At 61.5% G+C, this 16,554-nt stretch carries 19 protein-coding genes; 12 read left to right on the forward strand and 7 right to left on the reverse strand.

Going from position 1 to position 16,554, the window contains the following annotated elements; all coding sequences use genetic code 11:
- Positions 1–1,001, forward strand: a 1,001-nt coding sequence (locus tag QZ564_RS16585; protein ID WP_297112347.1) for a DNA-directed RNA polymerase subunit alpha, incomplete at its 5' end; no start/stop codon positions are given.
- 32 nt (positions 1,002–1,033) lie between these two features.
- Positions 1,034–1,456, forward strand: coding sequence for a 50S ribosomal protein L17 (gene rplQ, locus QZ564_RS16590; protein ID WP_220307200.1), 423 nt, complete (start codon positions 1,034–1,036; stop codon positions 1,454–1,456).
- A gap of 75 nt (positions 1,457–1,531) precedes the next feature.
- Here rplQ and QZ564_RS16595 read toward each other — a convergent pair whose 3' ends face one another.
- Together QZ564_RS16595 and QZ564_RS16600 are read right to left on the reverse strand one after the other, a co-directional pair.
- A complete protein-coding gene (locus QZ564_RS16595; RefSeq protein ID WP_297112350.1) occupies positions 1,532–2,086 on the reverse strand; it encodes an AAA family ATPase in 555 nt (184 codons plus the stop codon).
- 65 nt (positions 2,087–2,151) lie between these two features.
- On the reverse strand, positions 2,152–3,333 hold the full coding sequence (locus QZ564_RS16600) for a type III PLP-dependent enzyme (RefSeq protein ID WP_297112352.1): 1,182 nt from the start codon (positions 3,331–3,333) through the stop codon (positions 2,152–2,154).
- Between the two features lie 332 nt (positions 3,334–3,665).
- Between QZ564_RS16600 and QZ564_RS16605 the strand changes: the two genes are divergently transcribed.
- The 6 genes from QZ564_RS16605 to QZ564_RS16630 are packed head-to-tail and all read left to right on the forward strand — an operon-like array spanning position 3,666 to position 9,209.
- On the forward strand, positions 3,666–5,003 hold the full coding sequence (locus QZ564_RS16605) for a Do family serine endopeptidase (RefSeq protein WP_297112354.1): 1,338 nt from the start codon (positions 3,666–3,668) through the stop codon (positions 5,001–5,003).
- A 34-nt stretch (positions 5,004–5,037) separates the two neighbouring features.
- A complete protein-coding gene (locus QZ564_RS16610; protein WP_297112356.1) occupies positions 5,038–6,360 on the forward strand; it encodes a replication-associated recombination protein A in 1,323 nt (440 codons plus the stop codon).
- A 3-nt stretch (positions 6,361–6,363) separates the two neighbouring features.
- Positions 6,364–6,747, forward strand: a complete 384-nt coding sequence (gene crcB / locus QZ564_RS16615) for a fluoride efflux transporter CrcB (RefSeq protein ID WP_297112359.1) — start codon at positions 6,364–6,366, stop codon at positions 6,745–6,747.
- Positions 6,744–7,733 (forward strand): RluA family pseudouridine synthase, encoded by a 990-nt coding sequence (locus QZ564_RS16620; protein ID WP_297112361.1) that lies wholly within the window; start codon positions 6,744–6,746, stop codon positions 7,731–7,733. The genes crcB and QZ564_RS16620 overlap by 4 nt, the downstream gene beginning before the upstream one ends.
- The gene (locus QZ564_RS16625; protein ID WP_297112363.1) at positions 7,730–8,395 is read left to right on the forward strand and encodes an HAD-IA family hydrolase; all 666 of its coding nucleotides are present in this window, start codon (positions 7,730–7,732) and stop codon (positions 8,393–8,395) included. The genes QZ564_RS16620 and QZ564_RS16625 overlap by 4 nt, the downstream gene beginning before the upstream one ends.
- A 1-nt stretch (position 8,396) precedes the next feature.
- On the forward strand, positions 8,397–9,209 hold the full coding sequence (locus tag QZ564_RS16630; RefSeq protein ID WP_297112365.1) for an ATP12 family protein: 813 nt from the start codon (positions 8,397–8,399) through the stop codon (positions 9,207–9,209).
- Here the strand turns inward: QZ564_RS16630 and folK are convergent.
- From folK to QZ564_RS16650, 4 genes are all read right to left on the reverse strand, one after another.
- On the reverse strand, positions 9,204–9,638 hold the full coding sequence (gene folK, locus QZ564_RS16635) for a 2-amino-4-hydroxy-6-hydroxymethyldihydropteridine diphosphokinase (protein WP_297112367.1): 435 nt from the start codon (positions 9,636–9,638) through the stop codon (positions 9,204–9,206). The two genes, QZ564_RS16630 and folK, sit on opposite strands and share 6 nt — an antisense overlap.
- A complete protein-coding gene (gene folB, locus QZ564_RS16640) occupies positions 9,638–10,021 on the reverse strand; it encodes a dihydroneopterin aldolase (RefSeq protein WP_297112369.1) in 384 nt (127 codons plus the stop codon). The genes folK and folB overlap by 1 nt, the downstream gene beginning before the upstream one ends.
- Positions 10,022–10,150: 129 nt before the next feature.
- Positions 10,151–11,035 carry a dihydropteroate synthase gene (gene folP, locus QZ564_RS16645; RefSeq protein WP_297112371.1) on the reverse strand — a complete coding sequence of 295 codons (885 nt, stop codon included), beginning with the start codon at positions 11,033–11,035 and terminating at the stop codon, positions 10,151–10,153.
- 106 nt (positions 11,036–11,141) lie between these two features.
- Positions 11,142–11,393, reverse strand: a complete 252-nt coding sequence (locus tag QZ564_RS16650; RefSeq protein ID WP_297112373.1) for a GlsB/YeaQ/YmgE family stress response membrane protein — start codon at positions 11,391–11,393, stop codon at positions 11,142–11,144.
- A 157-nt stretch (positions 11,394–11,550) separates the two neighbouring features.
- Here QZ564_RS16650 and QZ564_RS16655 point away from each other — a divergent pair, with 157 nt between their 5' ends.
- The 3 genes from QZ564_RS16655 (at position 11,551) to QZ564_RS16665 (ending at position 13,724) form a co-directional block, all read left to right on the forward strand.
- Positions 11,551–12,087 (forward strand): dihydrofolate reductase family protein, encoded by a 537-nt coding sequence (locus QZ564_RS16655; RefSeq protein ID WP_297112375.1) that lies wholly within the window; start codon positions 11,551–11,553, stop codon positions 12,085–12,087.
- Between the two features lie 457 nt (positions 12,088–12,544).
- Positions 12,545–13,291: a hypothetical protein gene (locus QZ564_RS16660; RefSeq protein WP_297112377.1), complete on the forward strand. Its 747-nt coding sequence runs from the start codon at positions 12,545–12,547 to the stop codon at positions 13,289–13,291.
- 97 nt (positions 13,292–13,388) lie between these two features.
- Positions 13,389–13,724 carry a hypothetical protein gene (locus QZ564_RS16665; RefSeq protein ID WP_297112379.1) on the forward strand — a complete coding sequence of 112 codons (336 nt, stop codon included), beginning with the start codon at positions 13,389–13,391 and terminating at the stop codon, positions 13,722–13,724.
- Between the two features lie 243 nt (positions 13,725–13,967).
- On the opposite strand, the gene QZ564_RS16670 is transcribed toward QZ564_RS16665, so the two are convergent.
- A complete protein-coding gene (locus QZ564_RS16670) occupies positions 13,968–15,737 on the reverse strand; it encodes an SLC13 family permease (RefSeq protein WP_297112381.1) in 1,770 nt (589 codons plus the stop codon).
- Positions 15,738–15,868: 131 nt separating this feature from the next.
- Between QZ564_RS16670 and QZ564_RS16675 the strand changes: the two genes are divergently transcribed.
- Positions 15,869–16,554 (forward strand): esterase (locus tag QZ564_RS16675; protein WP_297112383.1); only part of this gene is annotated, 686 nt, incomplete at its 3' end.

Genomic DNA, 16,554 nt, shown 5'->3' on the forward strand with positions numbered 1-16,554 from the left:
GGCAGGAACTGATCAAGCCGACCAAGCTGGACATTGTTTCGGGCAGCGACAACGCGCGCGTGGCCTCGGTTGTTGCCGAGCCGCTTGAGCGCGGATACGGGCTTACCCTGGGCAATGCCCTGCGTCGCGTGCTGCTGTCGTCGCTTCAGGGCGCGGCAGTGACCGCGATCCAGATTGACGGCATCCTGCACGAATTCTCCTCGCTGCCCGGTGTGCGCGAGGACATCACCGATCTCGTTCTCAACGTCAAGGAAATCGCCCTGAAGATGGGTGGCGAAGGCCCCAAGCGCCTGACCCTCTCGCGTCAGGGCCCCGGTGCCGTCACTGCTGGCGACATCAAGGTCTCCGGCGACATCGAAGTGCTTAATCCCGAGTTGGTGATTTGCCATCTCGATGACGGCGCCGAGATCAATATCGAGTTCACCGTCGATACCGGCAAGGGCTATGTCCCGGCCGACAAGAACCGTCCCGAGGACGCCCCGATCGGTTACATCCCGGTCGATGCGCTGTTCTCGCCGGTTCGCCGCGTGAGCTACAAGGTTGATGCGACCCGTGCCGGCGAAAGCCTCGACAAGGACAAGCTGACCCTGTCGGTCGAAACCAATGGCGCGATCTCGCCTGAAGACGCGGTGGCTTATGCCGCTCGCATCCTGCAGGATCAGCTGTCGGTCTTCGTCAACTTCGAAGAGCCCACCAAGGAGAAGGCCCAGGACGCTGTTCCGGAACTCGCCTTCAACCCGGCGCTGCTCAAGAAGGTCGACGAGCTCGAGCTGTCGGTCCGCTCGGCCAACTGCCTCAAGAACGACAATATCGTCTATATCGGCGACCTTATCCAGAAGACGGAAGCCGAGATGCTGCGGACCCCGAATTTCGGCCGCAAGTCACTCAACGAAATCAAGGAAGTCCTGGCACAGATGGGGCTTCATCTCGGAATGGACGTCAACAACTGGCCGCCCGAGAATATCGATGACCTCGCCAAGCGCTACGAAGATCATTACTGATCCGGCGCTGACCAGACTTTAGGAGATAACCCATGCGCCACGCTTCCCGAGGCCGCAAGTTCAGCCGTACCGCATCGCACCGCAAGGCGATGTTTGCCAACATGTCCGCCGCACTGATCAAGCACGAACAGATCGTCACCACGCTTCCCAAGGCCAAGGACCTGCGTCCGATCGTCGAGAAGCTCATCACCCTGGGCAAGCGCGGCGACCTGCATGCCCGCCGCCAGGCCATCGCGCAGATCCGCGATGAAGCCATGGTTGCCAAGCTCTTTGCCGTGCTCGGTCCGCGCTACAAGGAACGCCAGGGCGGTTACCTGCGTATCCTCAAGGCCGGCTTCCGCTATGGCGACAATGCCCCGTTGGCCGTCATCGAGTTTGTCGATCGCGACGTCGATGCTAAGGGCCAGGATTCCGGTCCGGTCTTCACCCAGGACGACGAAGCCGAAGCGGCATAAGTCCTCTCGGCAATACATTGAGTTAAGGCGGTCCGGGATGATGTTGCGGGCCGCCTTTTTCGTTCCAGGGATCGGTCAGTGGTCGCGACGCGGCCTGCTCAGGTCCCACGCCACATAGAGCTCTCTCACTTGACGCAGTGATCGGCAGAACACATACGGCAGACCACTCGACTTGATGATCTGCCGGTAACGTGCGCCGTTAGGTCTTGAAGCGACGAACACCCAATGCAGCATGGACCATTTGAGACTGTCCTTGTTGCCTTCCAGATTGCCGATGCGTTGCCGTTCAAACATAGTGCGACGCAGATAGCGCCCGGTCCGCTGCCAGTGGCCATCGTCCAGAACAATGGCACCGGTGGCGCGCGCCAGACGCTCCTCAAACAAGCCGCTGTAATTGCCGTCCATGACCCAGGCGTCGCCCTGCATCGCCAAGCGTTGCAGCGTAACAAATTCCTCGCGTGGGCGAGGAACCCAGTTGGTGTTGGGCTGGTGGTGAAGCTGGTCGAGATGGATCACCTCAATGCCAAGCTTTCGGCCCAGGGCTGCGGCCAGCGTTGACTTGCCTGCGTTGGAGGGGCCGAGAATAACTATTCGCTGTCCCAGGCTGCGCAGTGGATGAACGGCGGACATCGGCGTCTCCAAAGACGTCGAAGCCGCCCCGATGGGTGGGGCGGCTTCGTAGTGATCGGCGGAGTTTACTCGGCCGGCGCCATATCCTTGCCGGTATAAATGCTTTCCACCCAATACTGGTCGCGGCGGTCGAAGCCGTTGAAGGGGGTCAGCGAGGCCTGGGTGTAAGCGCCCATAAGTCCGAACTCGATCCAGTCGTCCTCGTCGATATCGGCGGGTAGCGTGAAAACCTGGGGCAGCACGTCATAGCTGTCGCAGGTGGGGCCCCACAGGGTGAACTCGGAGAATTCGCCATTGTTGTCATGCAAGCGCGGGCCGCGCCAGACGCGCACCGGCGGGGTGAAGTGCATAAACTTGACTTCCATCAGCGCGCCATAGGCGCCGTCATTGACGTAGACGGCCTGGCCGCCGCGCTGATGCTTGACGCGCAGCAGAAGTGAGGTTGAAGAGGTCACTAGTGCGCGACCAGGCTCGATGATGAGTTCTGGCGCCTTGTTGGGGAAGTGCTCGGATACCGCCTTGGCGATGGTTTCGAAATAGTAGTCCATCGGCGGCGCTTCGCTTGTCGGGTAGGGAGCCGGATAGCCACCGCCTATATTGAGGCGCTTCAATTCGATGCCGGCTTCCTCGACAATGCGGGCAGCGGCCGCGATGTGCCGCTCATAGGCATAGGCATCTTCACACTGCGAGCCAACGTGGAAACACAGGCTGGGGGTATAGCCCATCTTTTCGACGGCGGTGACGATCTCGGCCGCAGCCTGCTCCATGACTCCGAACTTGATACCGAAATCATAGGACTTGAGCGCCTTGCCGGCCTTGAAGCGCGTGGTCACCTCGACGTCGCGGCTGGGCGAAACTACAGAAGCCAGCTGGTCGAGCTGCTGGGGGTGGTCGATAGTGAACGAGCGCACGCCGAATTCTTCATAGGCGCGGGCGATCTCACGCTTGTTCTTGATCGGGTTGTTGTAGTGCATCACCGCGCCAGGGGCGTAATCGCGCACCAGTTCCATCTCGGTGTTGGAGGCGACGTCGAATGCCTTGAGCCCCTCAGCATGCAACTGCGAGATAATGTGCGGAGAGGGGTTGCACTTGACCGCATAGGTTAGCAGACCATCAAAGCCCTTTTTGAAGACCTTGATCGCCCTGTGAAATTCCTTCTCCGAGAACAGGAAGGACGGAAAGTCAGGTGCTTCAGCAGCAATCAATGCCGATGTGGTGGCATGAATGGTCTTCGGCTCGTCGGTCATTGGACAACAGGCCTTTCGGGGGCTGGAGGTGGGAGAAATTGAGCGCTGCATATAGGGCTGTGTGCCCCTTGGCGCAAACGATTATTTGAGGTTGGAGCCAACTATGTTCGAACGTCATTTTCGTGACAGATTCGGAGCGTTTTCCTCGCCAGGTCTACCGTTTGCGGTTCGGTTCACAAATAGAGTCCGAAGGATTGGCTATGTCTCTGCGTTCGTTGGTGTTTTCGTGCATCGCTCTGGTGTTAGTCGCGGGTGCGGGTACGGTCGCGTTGTCACCGTGGAACGGAACGCCGCCCGTTCTTGCGCAAGACGGGCCGGGTGGCGCTCCAAATGTGCAACGCGCGATACCGCAGAGCGATGCACAGATAAGCCTGAGTTTTGCGCCGATCGTTCAGGCGGTTTCACCATCGGTGGTCAACGTCTACGCCACGCGCATCGAGCAGCAGACGATGTCGCCCTTCGCCAATGACCCTTTTTTCTCGCGATTTTTCGGGGATCAGTACTTCCGTAGCCGGCCGCGTGAATCGCGGTCACTCGGCTCGGGGGTGATCGTCGACGCGGGCGGCGTCATCCTCACCAATCGTCATGTGATCGAGGGCGCCACCGATGTCCGCATTGCGCTCAGCGATGGTCGCGAGTTCGCGGTTGAAATAGTGATTGAGGACGAACAGACGGATCTGGCGGTGCTCCGGGTCAAGAGTACGGACGCCGGGCAGTTTCCTGCGATCCCCTTTGCCGATAGCGACGATTTGCTGGTCGGCGATCTCGTCCTTGCCATTGGCAACCCTTTCGGTGTTGGGCAAACGGTGACCAGCGGCATTGTTTCGGCCCTCGCCAGAACGGGCGTGGAGGCTTCGGACTATGAGTTCTTCATCCAGACCGACGCCGCGATTAATCCAGGCAATTCTGGCGGCGCGCTCGTGGATATGGCCGGTCGCCTGGTGGGCATCAACACCGCAATCTATTCCCAGACCGGTGGATCGGTTGGCATCGGCTTCGCTATCCCCGCAAACATGGCCCGACTGGTGGCGGAGGCCGGCGTTTCCGGCGGGGAGATCGTGCGCCCCTGGTTTGGCGCCAAAATGCAGACCGTCAGCGCGGACATCGCCTCGAGCCTGGGTATGCAGGCCCCGCATGGTGCAATGATCACGGAAGTGGCGCCAGGCGGACCGGCCGAACGCGCAGGATTTCAGTCCGGCGACGTCGTGCTGTCCATCGACGGCGTGCGTGTCGACGACCCCAGCGCCTTCAATTTCCGCCTGGCGACGCGCGCGCTTGGTTCGGAGACGCATTTGGAGCGTCTGCGTGGCGGGGCCACCGCCTCGGTTGCGCTATCGGTAGAGGCGGCCCCCGAACCTCCTGCAAGCGCCCTGGCTACGATCAAGGCCAATTCACGGTTCTCGGGAGTTTCGGTACGCCAGCTCGACCCAGCCCTGGCAGAACAGCAGGGGCTACCCTATGAGGCCACGGGTGTCCTGGTCACTTCGGTCGAAGCGGGCTCTCCTGCGGAAGCCATGGGGCTGCAGGTCGATGACGTGATCCTGGCTCTCAATGACATAGAGATCGCCGACGCACCAACTTTCGCGCAGATCGCGTCTCAGCGGGTCCGTACCTGGCAGATCATCCTACAGCGCGACGGACGTGTCAGCAGGGCGATCGTCTCAGGATGATGCGCGACGCATCCGGGTCTGCTAGGGAAGGATCATGTCCGACCTCTTTGCCGCCGATCCTACAGAAACCGACAACGCCCGCCCGCTTGCCGACCAATTGCGGCCCCGTTCCCTCGATGAGGTGATCGGGCAGCGCCACCTTCTGGGCGACGGCGGCACGCTACGGCGCATGCTGGCCTCTGGCCGTCTGGGATCGCTTATCCTCTGGGGACCACCCGGCACCGGCAAAACCACTGTTGCGCGCCTTCTTGCCGACCAGATCGGCTATCGCTTCGAGCAGATATCAGCGATCTTTTCGGGGGTCGCCGATCTCAAGAAGGTTTTCGAGAAGGCTCGCTTCGAGCGGCTCTCGGGCCACCGCACGCTGCTCTTTGTCGACGAAATTCATCGCTTCAATCGCGCCCAGCAGGATAGTTTCCTGCCGGTGATGGAGGATGGCACAGTGGTGCTGGTTGGCGCCACCACCGAAAATCCCTCCTTCGAGCTCAATGCGGCGCTGCTGTCGCGGAGCCAGGTACTGCGGTTCGAGTCCTTGGGCGCAGATGATCTGGAAAAATTGTTGCAGCGCGCCGAAAGCCTTTTGGGCTCACAGCTTCCCCTGACCGATGAAGCGCGCGGGACACTGCTCGGGTTGGCGGACGGCGATGGCCGCGCGCTTCTGGGCCTCGTTGAGGAGATTCTTGCCTCTTCGGCCGCAAATGAGACACTCGATGCCAGCAGTCTGCTAGCAGTGGTGCAGCGTCGCGCACCGATCTACGACAAGGCTCAGGATGGGCACTACAATCTGATTTCGGCGCTGCACAAGACCATTCGTGGGTCAGACCCCGATGCCGCGCTTTACTATTTCGCGCGCATGCTGGACGCAGGCGAGGATCCGCTCTTCCTCGCTAGACGCCTAATACGCATGGCGTCCGAGGACATCGGGCTGGCCGATCCCCAGGCCCTGCAGCTGGCAATTGCGGGGCGCGACGCCTACCAGATGCTGGGAAGCCCCGAGGGCGAGCTGTCCTTGGCCCAGGTGGTCGTCTACCTAGCCCTCGCTCCCAAGTCCAACGCCGTCTATACTGCCTACAAGGCCGCAGTTTCAGTCGCGAAAACAACGGGTTCGCCCATGCCGCCAATGGTCATTCTCAATGCCCCGACCAAGATGATGAAGGGTCAGGGCTATGGTGATGGCTACATATATGACCATGACACGCCCGAAGCCTTTTCAGGACAGGAGTACTTCCCGGAAAAAATCGGACGGCAGGAATTCTATCACCCGGTCGAGCGCGGATTTGAGCGCGACTTGCGCAAGCGCATGGACTATTTCGGCCGTTTGCGTGCGTCAAAAAAGAACGAAAAATCAGGGGAATAGACCATGCAGGCATTCTTGCTCGTGGGGGCAGGTGGTGCGATCGGGGCCGTGTCTCGCTATGGTCTGTCGATCCTGGTCGGCCGTTTCTGGGCGAACAGCTTTCCGCTCGCGACGCTTCTCGCCAACGTCTTGGGGTCGTGCCTGATGGGTATCCTGATCGGGGTACTTGCGCGCATGACACCCACAATCTCCAATGAGATCAGGCTTTTTGCCGCCATCGGCGTACTGGGCGGCTTCACCACCTTTTCATCCTTCTCGCTCGACACCATCTACCTCATCGAGCGCGGCGCACTGGCGCAGGCGCTGCTCTATATAGGCTTGTCGGTTGTGGTTTGCCTCCTGGGTCTATATCTCGGGCTCCTGATCAGCAGAGGCGGCATGGCATGAGCGGCGTTCAACATCGAGAAGTCAGTGCAGACGACGACGGCATGCGCCTGGACCGCTGGTTTGCCCGGCACTTCCCGCAACTGGGCTTTGGCCGGTTGCAGAAGCTCATCCGCAATGGCGAAGTGCGCGTCGACAAGGCAAAGGTACAGACCAGCACCCGCATTTCGGAAGGGCAGGTCGTGCGCATTCCGCCCATAGACGATCCCGATACGGTGCGCCCCTTCAAGGTTAATGAGCAAGAGGTGCGTTTTCTCAAGGATCTGATCCTTTATGAGGACGACGATCTCTACGTATTCAACAAGCCGCATGGCCTGGCCGTACAGGGCGGCAGCGGCACTGTCCGGCACATGGATGGCCTGCTCAAGAACCTGCCGAACAAGCAGGGTGAGGCGCCGCGCCTGGTGCATCGCCTGGACCGGGACACATCGGGCTGTCTGGTCGTCGCCAAGACCGCGGCCGCCGCCAAGCATTTCGGCTCCGTCTTCCGCTCGCGCTCGGCCCGCAAGATCTATTGGGCGGTGGTGGCGGGCAACCCGACCCCGCGGCAAGGGGAGATTTCCTGCTTCCTGGCCAAGCAGCAGACTACCGACGGCGAACAGATGGTAGTGGTTCGCAATGGCGCGCCGGGTGCGGTGCACTCATCAAGCTACTATTCGACTACGGACACGGCGAGTCGCCGGTTTGCCTGGGTCACGCTGAAGCCGGTGACCGGTCGCACCCACCAGTTGCGCGTGCACATGGCCCAACTCGGTACGCCGATCATTGACGATCCGCGCTATTTCAACATCGAGAACTGGCAGCCGGCGCCCGGGTTGGGCGAAGGGCTGCATCTGCATGCCCGGCGCATCGTGCTGCCGCTGCGCAATGGCAAGAAGATAGACATATCTGCGCCCTTGCCGCCACATATGCGCCAGAGCTTCGAAGCGCTGGGGTTCGATCCCGACCGCTATGACGCCCAGAAAACCGACCCGGAGGAGGGCGCTTGAAACTCGTCATGTTCGACATGGATGGCACGCTGATCGACACGCAGGCGTTGATTGCCGAGCACATGGCGACGACCTTTGCCGAGGCGGGATTGGATGTGCCCAGCCCGGCGCAGGTACGGCGGATCATCGGACTTTCTCTGCCGCAGGCAATGCTGCAATTGCTGGGCTCTGGCGATGCGCAGCTGGCGGATAGGCTTGCCGAGGCCTATCGGGGGCACTACCGCGCCTCGCTGGTGGCGGCGGAGGGGCGCGAGGGGCTGTTTCCGGGCGCACGCGACGCGCTGGACGAGCTTCGATCGCAGCCGGAGACCATGTTGGGGATTGCTACGGGCAAAGGCCTCAACGGTGTCCTGCGCCTGACGCAGCTGCACGGCATTGCCGGTCATTTCTCGACCCTGCAGACGCCTGACCACAACCCCTCCAAGCCGCATCCGGGCATGATGCTGCGGGCCATGTGCGAGATCGGGGTGGAGAAGCACCAAACCGTGATCATCGGCGATACCACCTTCGACATGGAGATGGGCAAGGCAGCAGGAACAAAAACCATCGGCGTTACATGGGGTTACCACCATTCCAATGAATTGCTCGGAGCGGGCGCGGACATCTTGATCGACAGCTATGCCGAGCTGGTGGCGGCCATCGACACTATCATGGAGACCTGACATGCGGGATCAACTCGAAGAGGCGCACAAGCATCGCGATGACGGCTATGGCCGGGCCCAGCATCTGAACCAGGTTGAACTGCCCAAACGGTTTTATAGCCAAGTCGATGTCGCCCGCGGCGAAGATGGCTATGTCATTACCCTTGATGGACGATCGCTACGGACGCCAGGAAGGAAAATTCCTGTTGTTTTACCCGCACTTAGCCTTGCACAATCCATGGCTGCGGAGTGGGCTGGCCAGGGCGAGTTCATCGATCCCGCCACCATGCCGATGACGCGGCTGATCAATTCGGCGGTGGAGAGCGGCGAGGAGATGGTACCGGCGTTCCGCGCCGAGATCGGCAAGTTCGCGGGCAACGATCTCTTGCTCTATCGTGCTGATTCTCCTCAGGAATTGGTTGCCGAGCAGGAGCGCGTGTGGGATGCCGCGCTGGTCAAGCTGGCGCGCAAATTCGATGTGGCCTTTCAGCCCACGATCGGAATTATCCATCAGCCGCAATCGGTTAGCACTCTTGAGAAGCTGGATGCGGCGCTGGAGGGGCAGGGGCTCCTGAGCCTGACCGCGCTGGTGTCGATCACCGGTCTGACCGGCTCCGGACTTCTGGCAATTGCGCTTCTACATCAATTGGTTAGTGCGGACGAGGTGTGGCTGGCGGCCCATGTCGACGAGGATCACCAGATCCGGCTTTGGGGCGAGGATGAGGAAGCGTCGGAGCGTCGGGCCAAGCGTCGGGTGGAATTCGACGTGGCGGTCTCGGTGGTAGAGGCGCTGGCCAGGACAGGGTCCAGGCCCCCCAAAATGAACGCATTATGAACGACGGGCGCGGATCCAGTCGGCAACCTCCGGAGCGATCTCGCTGAGAGGTTCCAGCACGAAGGGACGCTCATGGGCGAACCGATGGGGCAGGGCCAGCTTGGCCGTGTCCATCTCGATCCGTTCATAAGCGATCAGGTCGATGTCGATGAGACGCGGTCCCCAGACCTCGTGACGCACCCGGCCCATATCGCGCTCGATGTCGAGACAGGCATGCAGCAGGTCGATCGGCAGCAGGTCGGTCTCGACAGTGGCGGCCATGTTGGCGAAGTCGGGCTGATCGGTCTTGCCCCAGGCCTTGGTGCGGATGATTGTTGATTGCGCGACCACGCGAATGCCGGGATAGGCATCGAGCTGTCTTATGGCTTCGATGAGCTGGGCAGCCGGATCGCCGATATTGGCGCCGAGGGAGAGCCAGGCGGTGGCCATCAGGCGGGCCGCACGCGATGGAGTTCGATTGCCGCCTCGCCGCGCACCATGGCGATGGGCGCCTCGGGCTTGCGGATGCGGATGATGATCCAGCCGATTTCCCCGAAGGCGTCGAACAGGGCCGTCGCGATGTTCTGCGCCAGCGCCTCTACCAGCTTGGCGCGCTTGCCCTCGAAGGCGGCTTTGACGACGTCGAAGATGTCGGCATAGGAGACGGTATGGCCGATCTCGTCCGAGTTGCCGGGTGCAGAGAGATCGACGCCACATTGCAGGTCGATGAAGAAGCGCTGACCGAGCCTGGCTTCCTCTTCGAACAGGCCGTGATAGCCGTAGAAACCGAGGTCGTTGAGGATGATGCGGTCGCCGGTGAAGGGTGGGGTCATTGGTGGTTCCATTGCTGGCCATCTGGCCGATCAGGACATCTCAGGATGGGCCCCGGCCTAAGCCGGGGTGACAGTCAGCGATTTTCAAATTGCCCGCTAATCGAGCATAGCTCTCATGGCCTTCTTAGCTCAATTCTCTCCACCGGGGAGATTTGCCCTGCGGGGCGGCTCGACGCCATAGAGCGTTGCCTCGGCGACGCGAAGGGCATCGCGATTGGGCGCGACGTCGTGGACGCGGAAAATGTGGCCGCCCCGCTCATAACCCTGGACGGATGTGGCGATGGTGCCGGCGAGGCGTTGGCCTGGTTGATTGTCGAGCACTTTGCCGATCATGGATTTTCGTGAGGTGCCGACGAGAAGGGCGTTGTCGGGGAACTCTCGAGTCAATTCAGGCAGTTGCCGAAGGATGCTGTAGTTTTGATTCAGGGTTTTGGTGAAGCCGAAACCGGGATCGAGAATTAGGCGGGCCGGGTCGATGCCGGCCCTGGTAGCGATGTCGAGCGTCGCCTGGAAGTAGGCTTGCATGGCAGGCATGGGATCGGCCTCGGCGGTCCAGGCCCGGTCCCAGTGCATGGCGATGACGGGTGCGTCCATGATGGCGGCTATTTCGGCCATTTCGGGTGCGCCCTGCAGGCCATTGACGTCGTTGATGATGTCGGCGCCGGCCTCGAGCGCCTGATGCGCAACCAGCGGCTTCATGGTGTCGATGGAGATGGGTACGTCGATGCCGGCGGCGCGCATGGCGTCGATCACCGGCATGACGCGGTCGAGCTCCTGCTGCACGCCGACCGGTTCGGCGCCGGGGCGGGTGCTCTCGCCGCCGATATCGATGATATCGGCGCCCTCGGCCAGCATCAGCCGGGCATGGGCGAGCGCCGCATCAACCGCATTATGGGTTCCGCCATCGGAAAAACTGTCGGGGGTGACATTGAGAATGCCCATGACCAGAGCGCGCCGGCCGAGGATGAGCGGCGGGCGGTTCGCCAGTGGAATGGTGTGCGTGCTGTGGGTCATGGGTGCTCCGGACACCCACGGTTTAGGGCAGTCCCGCCGCGGGCTCAAGGGCCGGCATTGGCTTGATGCAGGGGTGCCGGCCCGCCGTTCGGGGCCGGCATCCAGCCTATTTGCGGACCGCCCGGACGATGGCGATCAGGATGCAGGCGCCGATGAACCCGGCAATGAGATAGCCGATCCAGCCGCCGAACGAAATGCCCAGCAGCCCGAAGATCAGACTGGCCACGATGGCGCCGACAATGCCCAGGATGATGTTCATCAGAAGACCCGTGCCGGTCTTCATGAACATGCTGGCGAGCCACCCGGCAACGCCGCCGATAATGATGGCGGCAAGCCAACCTACGCCGTCAAAACCCATATTTCCCTCCTCGCAGTTGAGTCTCTCAACAGTGTGAGGGTGGCAGAGTGGACGAAAAAGGCAAGGCGCGTTCGGGCCTGGTGCTCTCGGCCGCGATGCTGTCACGCCTTGGCAGGGGGACGGGGTAGGTCGATGACGCCCAGAACGGAGACAGAGAATGCCCACAGGACATGTATTCATCGGCACAAGTCTGGACGGCTTCATTGCCAGGCGGGACGGCGATATCGATTGGCTGACCGGGTTTTCGAGCCTTGGCGAGGATCACGGATATGCTGCCCATATCGACCGGGTGGATGGGATCATCATGGGGCGCGGAACCTTCGAGGCCGTAAAGGGCTTCGAGCCATGGCCCTATGACAGGCCTGTCCTCGTCCTCAGCCGAAGGCTGATGGAAACCGACATTCCGGACGCGCTTCGCGGCAAGGTGGAGATCATCAATGCTTCGCCTCCGGACGCGATGAAGTTGGCGGGTGAGCGCGGATGGCGCGGCGTCTATTTGGATGGTGGCGCGGTCATCCAGTCCTTCCTGCGAGCCGGGCTCATCGACGACATGGTCATCAGCCGGGTTCCGGTGCTGATCGGGGAAGGCCTGCCGCTCTTCGGTCCAGTCGCCGGTGATGTTGCACTGGAGCATGTGGGGACGAAAAGCTTCCCTTCGGGTCTGGTGCAATCGTTTTATCGCGTGCGGAAATAGGTGGGGGGCGTCGAGGGTGGTCGAGGGGAGGGGAAGGGGCCACCGACGCCGTTCTTGCCACCCTCGCCGACAAGCCCCGATCCTGAAACCGGTCGCTACATCACCCTCCGCGCGTCACCCTCGGGCTTGACCCGAGGGTTCTTTACTTGGCGATCTGCTTCAAGGGTGAGCAGGCTATTGGTGACGCCAATATGGGAACGCCCCGCAGTAGAACTGCGCGAGCGCCAACAAGTCCGCCTATACTGCCATCCTGAAGCGCAGAGCCCTTGGGTCAGGTGTTCAGCCCTGATAGATAGCTGACAGGTGTTCTGAGACATGCCTGACACTGTGGGGTGTGGAGAACCGGGCAAAGCTGGGAGTCAGCTGTCGACCCTGTTTCGGTCGCATCCTTTAGTTGCGTGATGTCCCCAAAGCGGCCACTCTTGGCTAAAGACAGCCAGGGGCACGCATTACACTGATGATCATGCCCGGATTAAGAATCATCATAATCTTCCTGGTTATGGGTGTGTGTCAGGTGGGAAATGCGCTCGGACAGGTGAGAACGAGTGCTGATGAAATCTTCAACGCTTGGATCGCAGCCAGCCTAGTATTTCCCGAAAATGAAACGGATTCGGCCAGTTCATGGCCGCTCGGTGTGTCGGTGTATCGAGTTCATCCCCGATTTGAGGCGCCGAACGGCCTTCCGCCGGTGCTCGGAACGCTGCCCACGACGCTGCTTGGGTCCTTATTTTTGAGCTCTAACAACACTGAATCTGGATGCGATCTCGATCTGCTGGCCAAGGAATTGTCTGGGGCTAGATCAGATTCTCAACGCTTGGGGCAGGAGGCGCTCGTCTCTGGGTTTTCGGAGCATTCCGCGGTCTGTTTTAACGGCGGGCTTGGAGGTACGCTGCCAATCCACCACACGGTTCTAGTGTGGAGCGGTGGTCAGATTCTCGCCTACGTGCAGTGCGATACGAGGTTGTGCACCTTACACTATCTACCTCCACTACCTTCAACGCCTCAAGACAAGATCGTCGGCCTAAAGGTCTCCATAATCTCCAATCAACATTTTAACGAATTGATAGAAGACCCAAATGGCGTGATCCAACGCGTCTTGGATACGGCGGGATTTGACGATGCCGTCTACGAGCGACCTTCAATTCCATTAGTCCAGTCAATTACTCAGCGGGCTCTTGATTACCCGACGGAACTCCAGCGTTGACGAGACTGTTCTCGACCCCGCTACGGCCGTTTGCGAGAGTTGCGTGTAGCCACAAAGGCAGCCAGTCTTCTTGAATTATTTGCTTGGTGGTCGGAAGTTGAACAAGATTTTTATTGTCATTGCTGGCTCGGTGGCAATCGCGATGCTCGGCGTTTGGATAGGCTTCGCCATTGCAGTTGAAGTATATAGCCCGGATGAGGAAAGGTTGAAGCAGATTGTCTCTGCAGAATATCTGCGGGATTGGTCTAGCTACACAAATCTACCGACTATCAAACCAGATGACTGCGCGGTGAGCAGGGCTGGCTCCGACGAGCGGCGCAGCAATGTCTATTTCGTTGGGGTTTGCAGATCCGAGGTAGACGGCGAATTGGTTACCTTCCAGGTCAGACTCAACGAAGTGGGGGGAGTCGAGCGCTTCGATTTGCAGCCCTGAAGACCTGCGCGAGGCTGCTAACCGTCGCTCTCTTTCAAAAGTGGACATTCCGCTACCCACCCCATTGAAGACGGCGGCCAGACGCGGCCTAGTTTGCAGCACCCAAACTGCCTCGCGAGTTTCGCGGGTCACCCCTCCTAGCTCTGCTACGGCCCGATGGGCCTAGCGGCGCTACCTCCCCCTGAAGGAGGGGGAGGAGTGTCGTGGGGGGAGATTGCCGGGACGCTGCGCCCGGGGCGCCGGCTAGAATGGCCAGACCAGCATGAGAGCGGGTACACCCACCAGCACCACCAGCAGCGACAGCGGGGCGCCGAGGCGCCAGTAGTCGCCGAAGCGGTAGCCGCCGGGGGCCATGACCAGGGTGTTGCACTGGTGGCCTATGGGGGTGAGGAAGTCGCAGCCGGCGCCGATGGCCACGGCCATGAGGAAGGCTTCGGGCTGATAGCCGAGGCCGGTGGCGAAGGCGGCGGCGATGGGGGCCATGACCAGCACGGTAGCGGCATTGTTGAGGAAGGGTGTGACGGCCATGGCGGCGACCATGATCAGCGCCAGGGCGCCCCAGCCGGGCAGGGTTGAGGCGGTGGCGGTGAGGAAGGCGGCGACAAGATCGGTGCCGCCGGTCAGTTGCAGGCTTTCGGACACCGGGATCAGGCAGGCCAGCATGACCAGAATGGGGCCATCAATCTGGTTATAGACATCGCGCAGGGGCAGGGCGCCGGTGAGGATCATCAGGCCCGCTGCGGCAAAGAAGGCGGGGGCGACCGGCACGAGGCCGAACGCGGTGGACGCCATGGCGACGAGCAGGATGGCCAGCGGTACCAGGCCATTGCGGACGCTGCCGAGCTTGAGGCCGCGCTCGACGAGGGGCAGAATATCCCATTCGCGCAGCAGTTCGGGAATGCGCTTGAGGTGGCCCTGGAGCAGGATCACATCGCCATTCTGGAAGCGGATTTCGCCCAGGCGCTTGGTGAAGCGCTGGTCGCGGCGGGCAATTGCGAGCAGGTTGAGCCCGGTGCGATCGAAAAGGGTCAGCTCCTGGGCGCTGGCGCCGATCAGGCCCGAGCTTTCCCCGATAATGGCCTCGATGACGCCGATATTGCCGCTATCGCGCGAGGCGACGCCGCGGCGCTCGGCAAAGGAGAGGCCGGTCTGGCTGACCATCTTGTCGAGAGCTTCCGGATCGCCCTCGATCAGCAGGATATCGCCGGCCTTGAGGGTGGCGTCAGGTAGCGGGGTGCGGCGGCGGCCGGAGGCGCTGACGATGCCGGTGACCATGGCGGCGCCATCGGCGGCCGATTGCAGATCGCCCACGGTCTTGCCGATGGCCGAGCTCTCGGGCAGCACATGGGCCTCGGTGGTGTAGTTCTTGATCTCGATGGCCTTTTCCATGCCGCTGTCCTCGCGGCGGCGCTCGGGCAGGAGCCAGTAGAACAGGGCCAGGAAGACGACGCCGACGGCGGCCAGGATGGCACCTACCGGGGTGAAGTCGAACATGGTGAAGGCAGTGCCAGTCAATTCCTGGCGCACGCCGGAGACGATGATGTTGGGCGAGGTGCCGATCTGCGTCATCAGCCCGCCCAATAGCGAACCGAAGGCCATGGGCATGAGGAACATGGAGGGCGAGACGCTGGAGCGCCGCGCCATCTGGAAGGCGATCGGCATCATGATGGCCAGGGCGCCGATATTCTTCACGAAGGCGGAAAGCACGGTGACGATGGTGACCAGCACGATCAGCTGCAGGCGGGGGCTGCTCATGCGCGGCACATAGCGGCGGATCAGGATTTCCATGATTCCCGACCGGGCGACGGCGGCGCTGACCACCAGCGCGCTACCTACGATGATGACGATGTCGTTGGAAAAGCCGACAAAGGCGCGTTCGAACGGAACAACCCCGACCAGGAGGCCCACGAGCAAGGCGCAGACGGCGACAAGATCGTAGCGCCAGCGGCCCAGCATGAAGGCGACCATCATGCCCGCAATAATCAGGAATGCGAGCATTTGCGGCATGGTCATGGGCTGCTCCGGGTAAGGATGGTCACAACGCTGGAGGCACCAGAAAGGTCGCACACGCGGTTCAGAATAGCCCAGGCCCTGTTGCGGGGGCGAGGGGGCTGTGGGAAGGTTCAGCCCCCGGGAGGTACAACATGACGCTATTGCACACAACGCTTGGTCCGTTGCGAAAGGATGAGCTGGGGCTGATCTTGCCGCATGAACATGTCTTCGTGGACCTGCGGACGCCGGACAAGCCGGGCTATGCCCAGGCGGAGGCCGAGGATGTGGTGCGGCTGATGGCGCCCGAGATCGAGGCGATCAAGGCGCAGGGCGTGACGGCGCTGGTGGAATGCTCGACCGGCGGGGTCGGTTTGAGGGTGGATCTGGACCTGGCGGTTTCCAAAGCCACCGGCTTTCCCATTGTGGTGCCGACGGGAAACTATCGCGAGCCCTGGATTCCGGGTTGGGTGGCCGAGGCCAGCGAGGCGGCGCTGGAAAGCTGGATGCTGGGGCATCTCACCAAGGGCGTGGATGATACCGGCGTCATTGCCGCCTGGATCAAGGTAAGTGCGGGCGATGATGGCATCACGCCCATGGAGACCAAGATCTTGCGGGCCGCGGCGCGGGCTTCGGCCCAGACCGGGGCGCTGATCGGCTCGCATACCATCAAGGGCCGGGTGGTGCTGGATCAGCTCGACATCATTGAGGCGGAGGGCGGATCGGCGAGCCGGTTCCTGTCAATCCACACGCAGGAGGAAAAGGATTTCGGGCTGCACCGCGAGGTGTTTGCCCGCGGGGCCTGGCTGGAATTCGACCATATCGGGCGAGCGCCGGATGC

Source organism: uncultured Devosia sp. (assembly GCF_913055165.1).
Taxonomy (GTDB): Bacteria; Pseudomonadota; Alphaproteobacteria; order Rhizobiales; family Devosiaceae; genus Devosia.

Excerpts from the sequence above, each read along its gene's own strand:
- folP (WP_297112371.1), bottom strand. The coding sequence starts at position 11,035 with ATGACCCACAGCACGCACACCATTCCACTGGCGAACCGCCCGCCGCTC.
- QZ564_RS16610 (WP_297112356.1), top strand. The coding sequence starts at position 5,038 with ATGTCCGACCTCTTTGCCGCCGATCCTACAGAAACCGACAACGCCCGC.
- QZ564_RS16655 (WP_297112375.1), top strand. The coding sequence starts at position 11,551 with ATGCCCACAGGACATGTATTCATCGGCACAAGTCTGGACGGCTTCATT.
- QZ564_RS16600 (WP_297112352.1), bottom strand. The coding sequence starts at position 3,333 with ATGACCGACGAGCCGAAGACCATTCATGCCACCACATCGGCATTGATT.
- QZ564_RS16670 (WP_297112381.1), bottom strand. The coding sequence starts at position 15,737 with ATGACCATGCCGCAAATGCTCGCATTCCTGATTATTGCGGGCATGATG.
- QZ564_RS16660 (WP_297112377.1), top strand. The coding sequence starts at position 12,545 with ATGATCATGCCCGGATTAAGAATCATCATAATCTTCCTGGTTATGGGT.
- rplQ (WP_220307200.1), top strand. The coding sequence starts at position 1,034 with ATGCGCCACGCTTCCCGAGGCCGCAAGTTCAGCCGTACCGCATCGCAC.
- QZ564_RS16630 (WP_297112365.1), top strand. The coding sequence starts at position 8,397 with ATGCGGGATCAACTCGAAGAGGCGCACAAGCATCGCGATGACGGCTAT.
- crcB (WP_297112359.1), top strand. The coding sequence starts at position 6,364 with ATGCAGGCATTCTTGCTCGTGGGGGCAGGTGGTGCGATCGGGGCCGTG.
- QZ564_RS16595 (WP_297112350.1), bottom strand. The coding sequence starts at position 2,086 with ATGTCCGCCGTTCATCCACTGCGCAGCCTGGGACAGCGAATAGTTATT.
- folB (WP_297112369.1), bottom strand. The coding sequence starts at position 10,021 with ATGACCCCACCCTTCACCGGCGACCGCATCATCCTCAACGACCTCGGT.
- folK (WP_297112367.1), bottom strand. The coding sequence starts at position 9,638 with ATGGCCACCGCCTGGCTCTCCCTCGGCGCCAATATCGGCGATCCGGCT.
- QZ564_RS16620 (WP_297112361.1), top strand. The coding sequence starts at position 6,744 with ATGAGCGGCGTTCAACATCGAGAAGTCAGTGCAGACGACGACGGCATG.
- QZ564_RS16650 (WP_297112373.1), bottom strand. The coding sequence starts at position 11,393 with ATGGGTTTTGACGGCGTAGGTTGGCTTGCCGCCATCATTATCGGCGGC.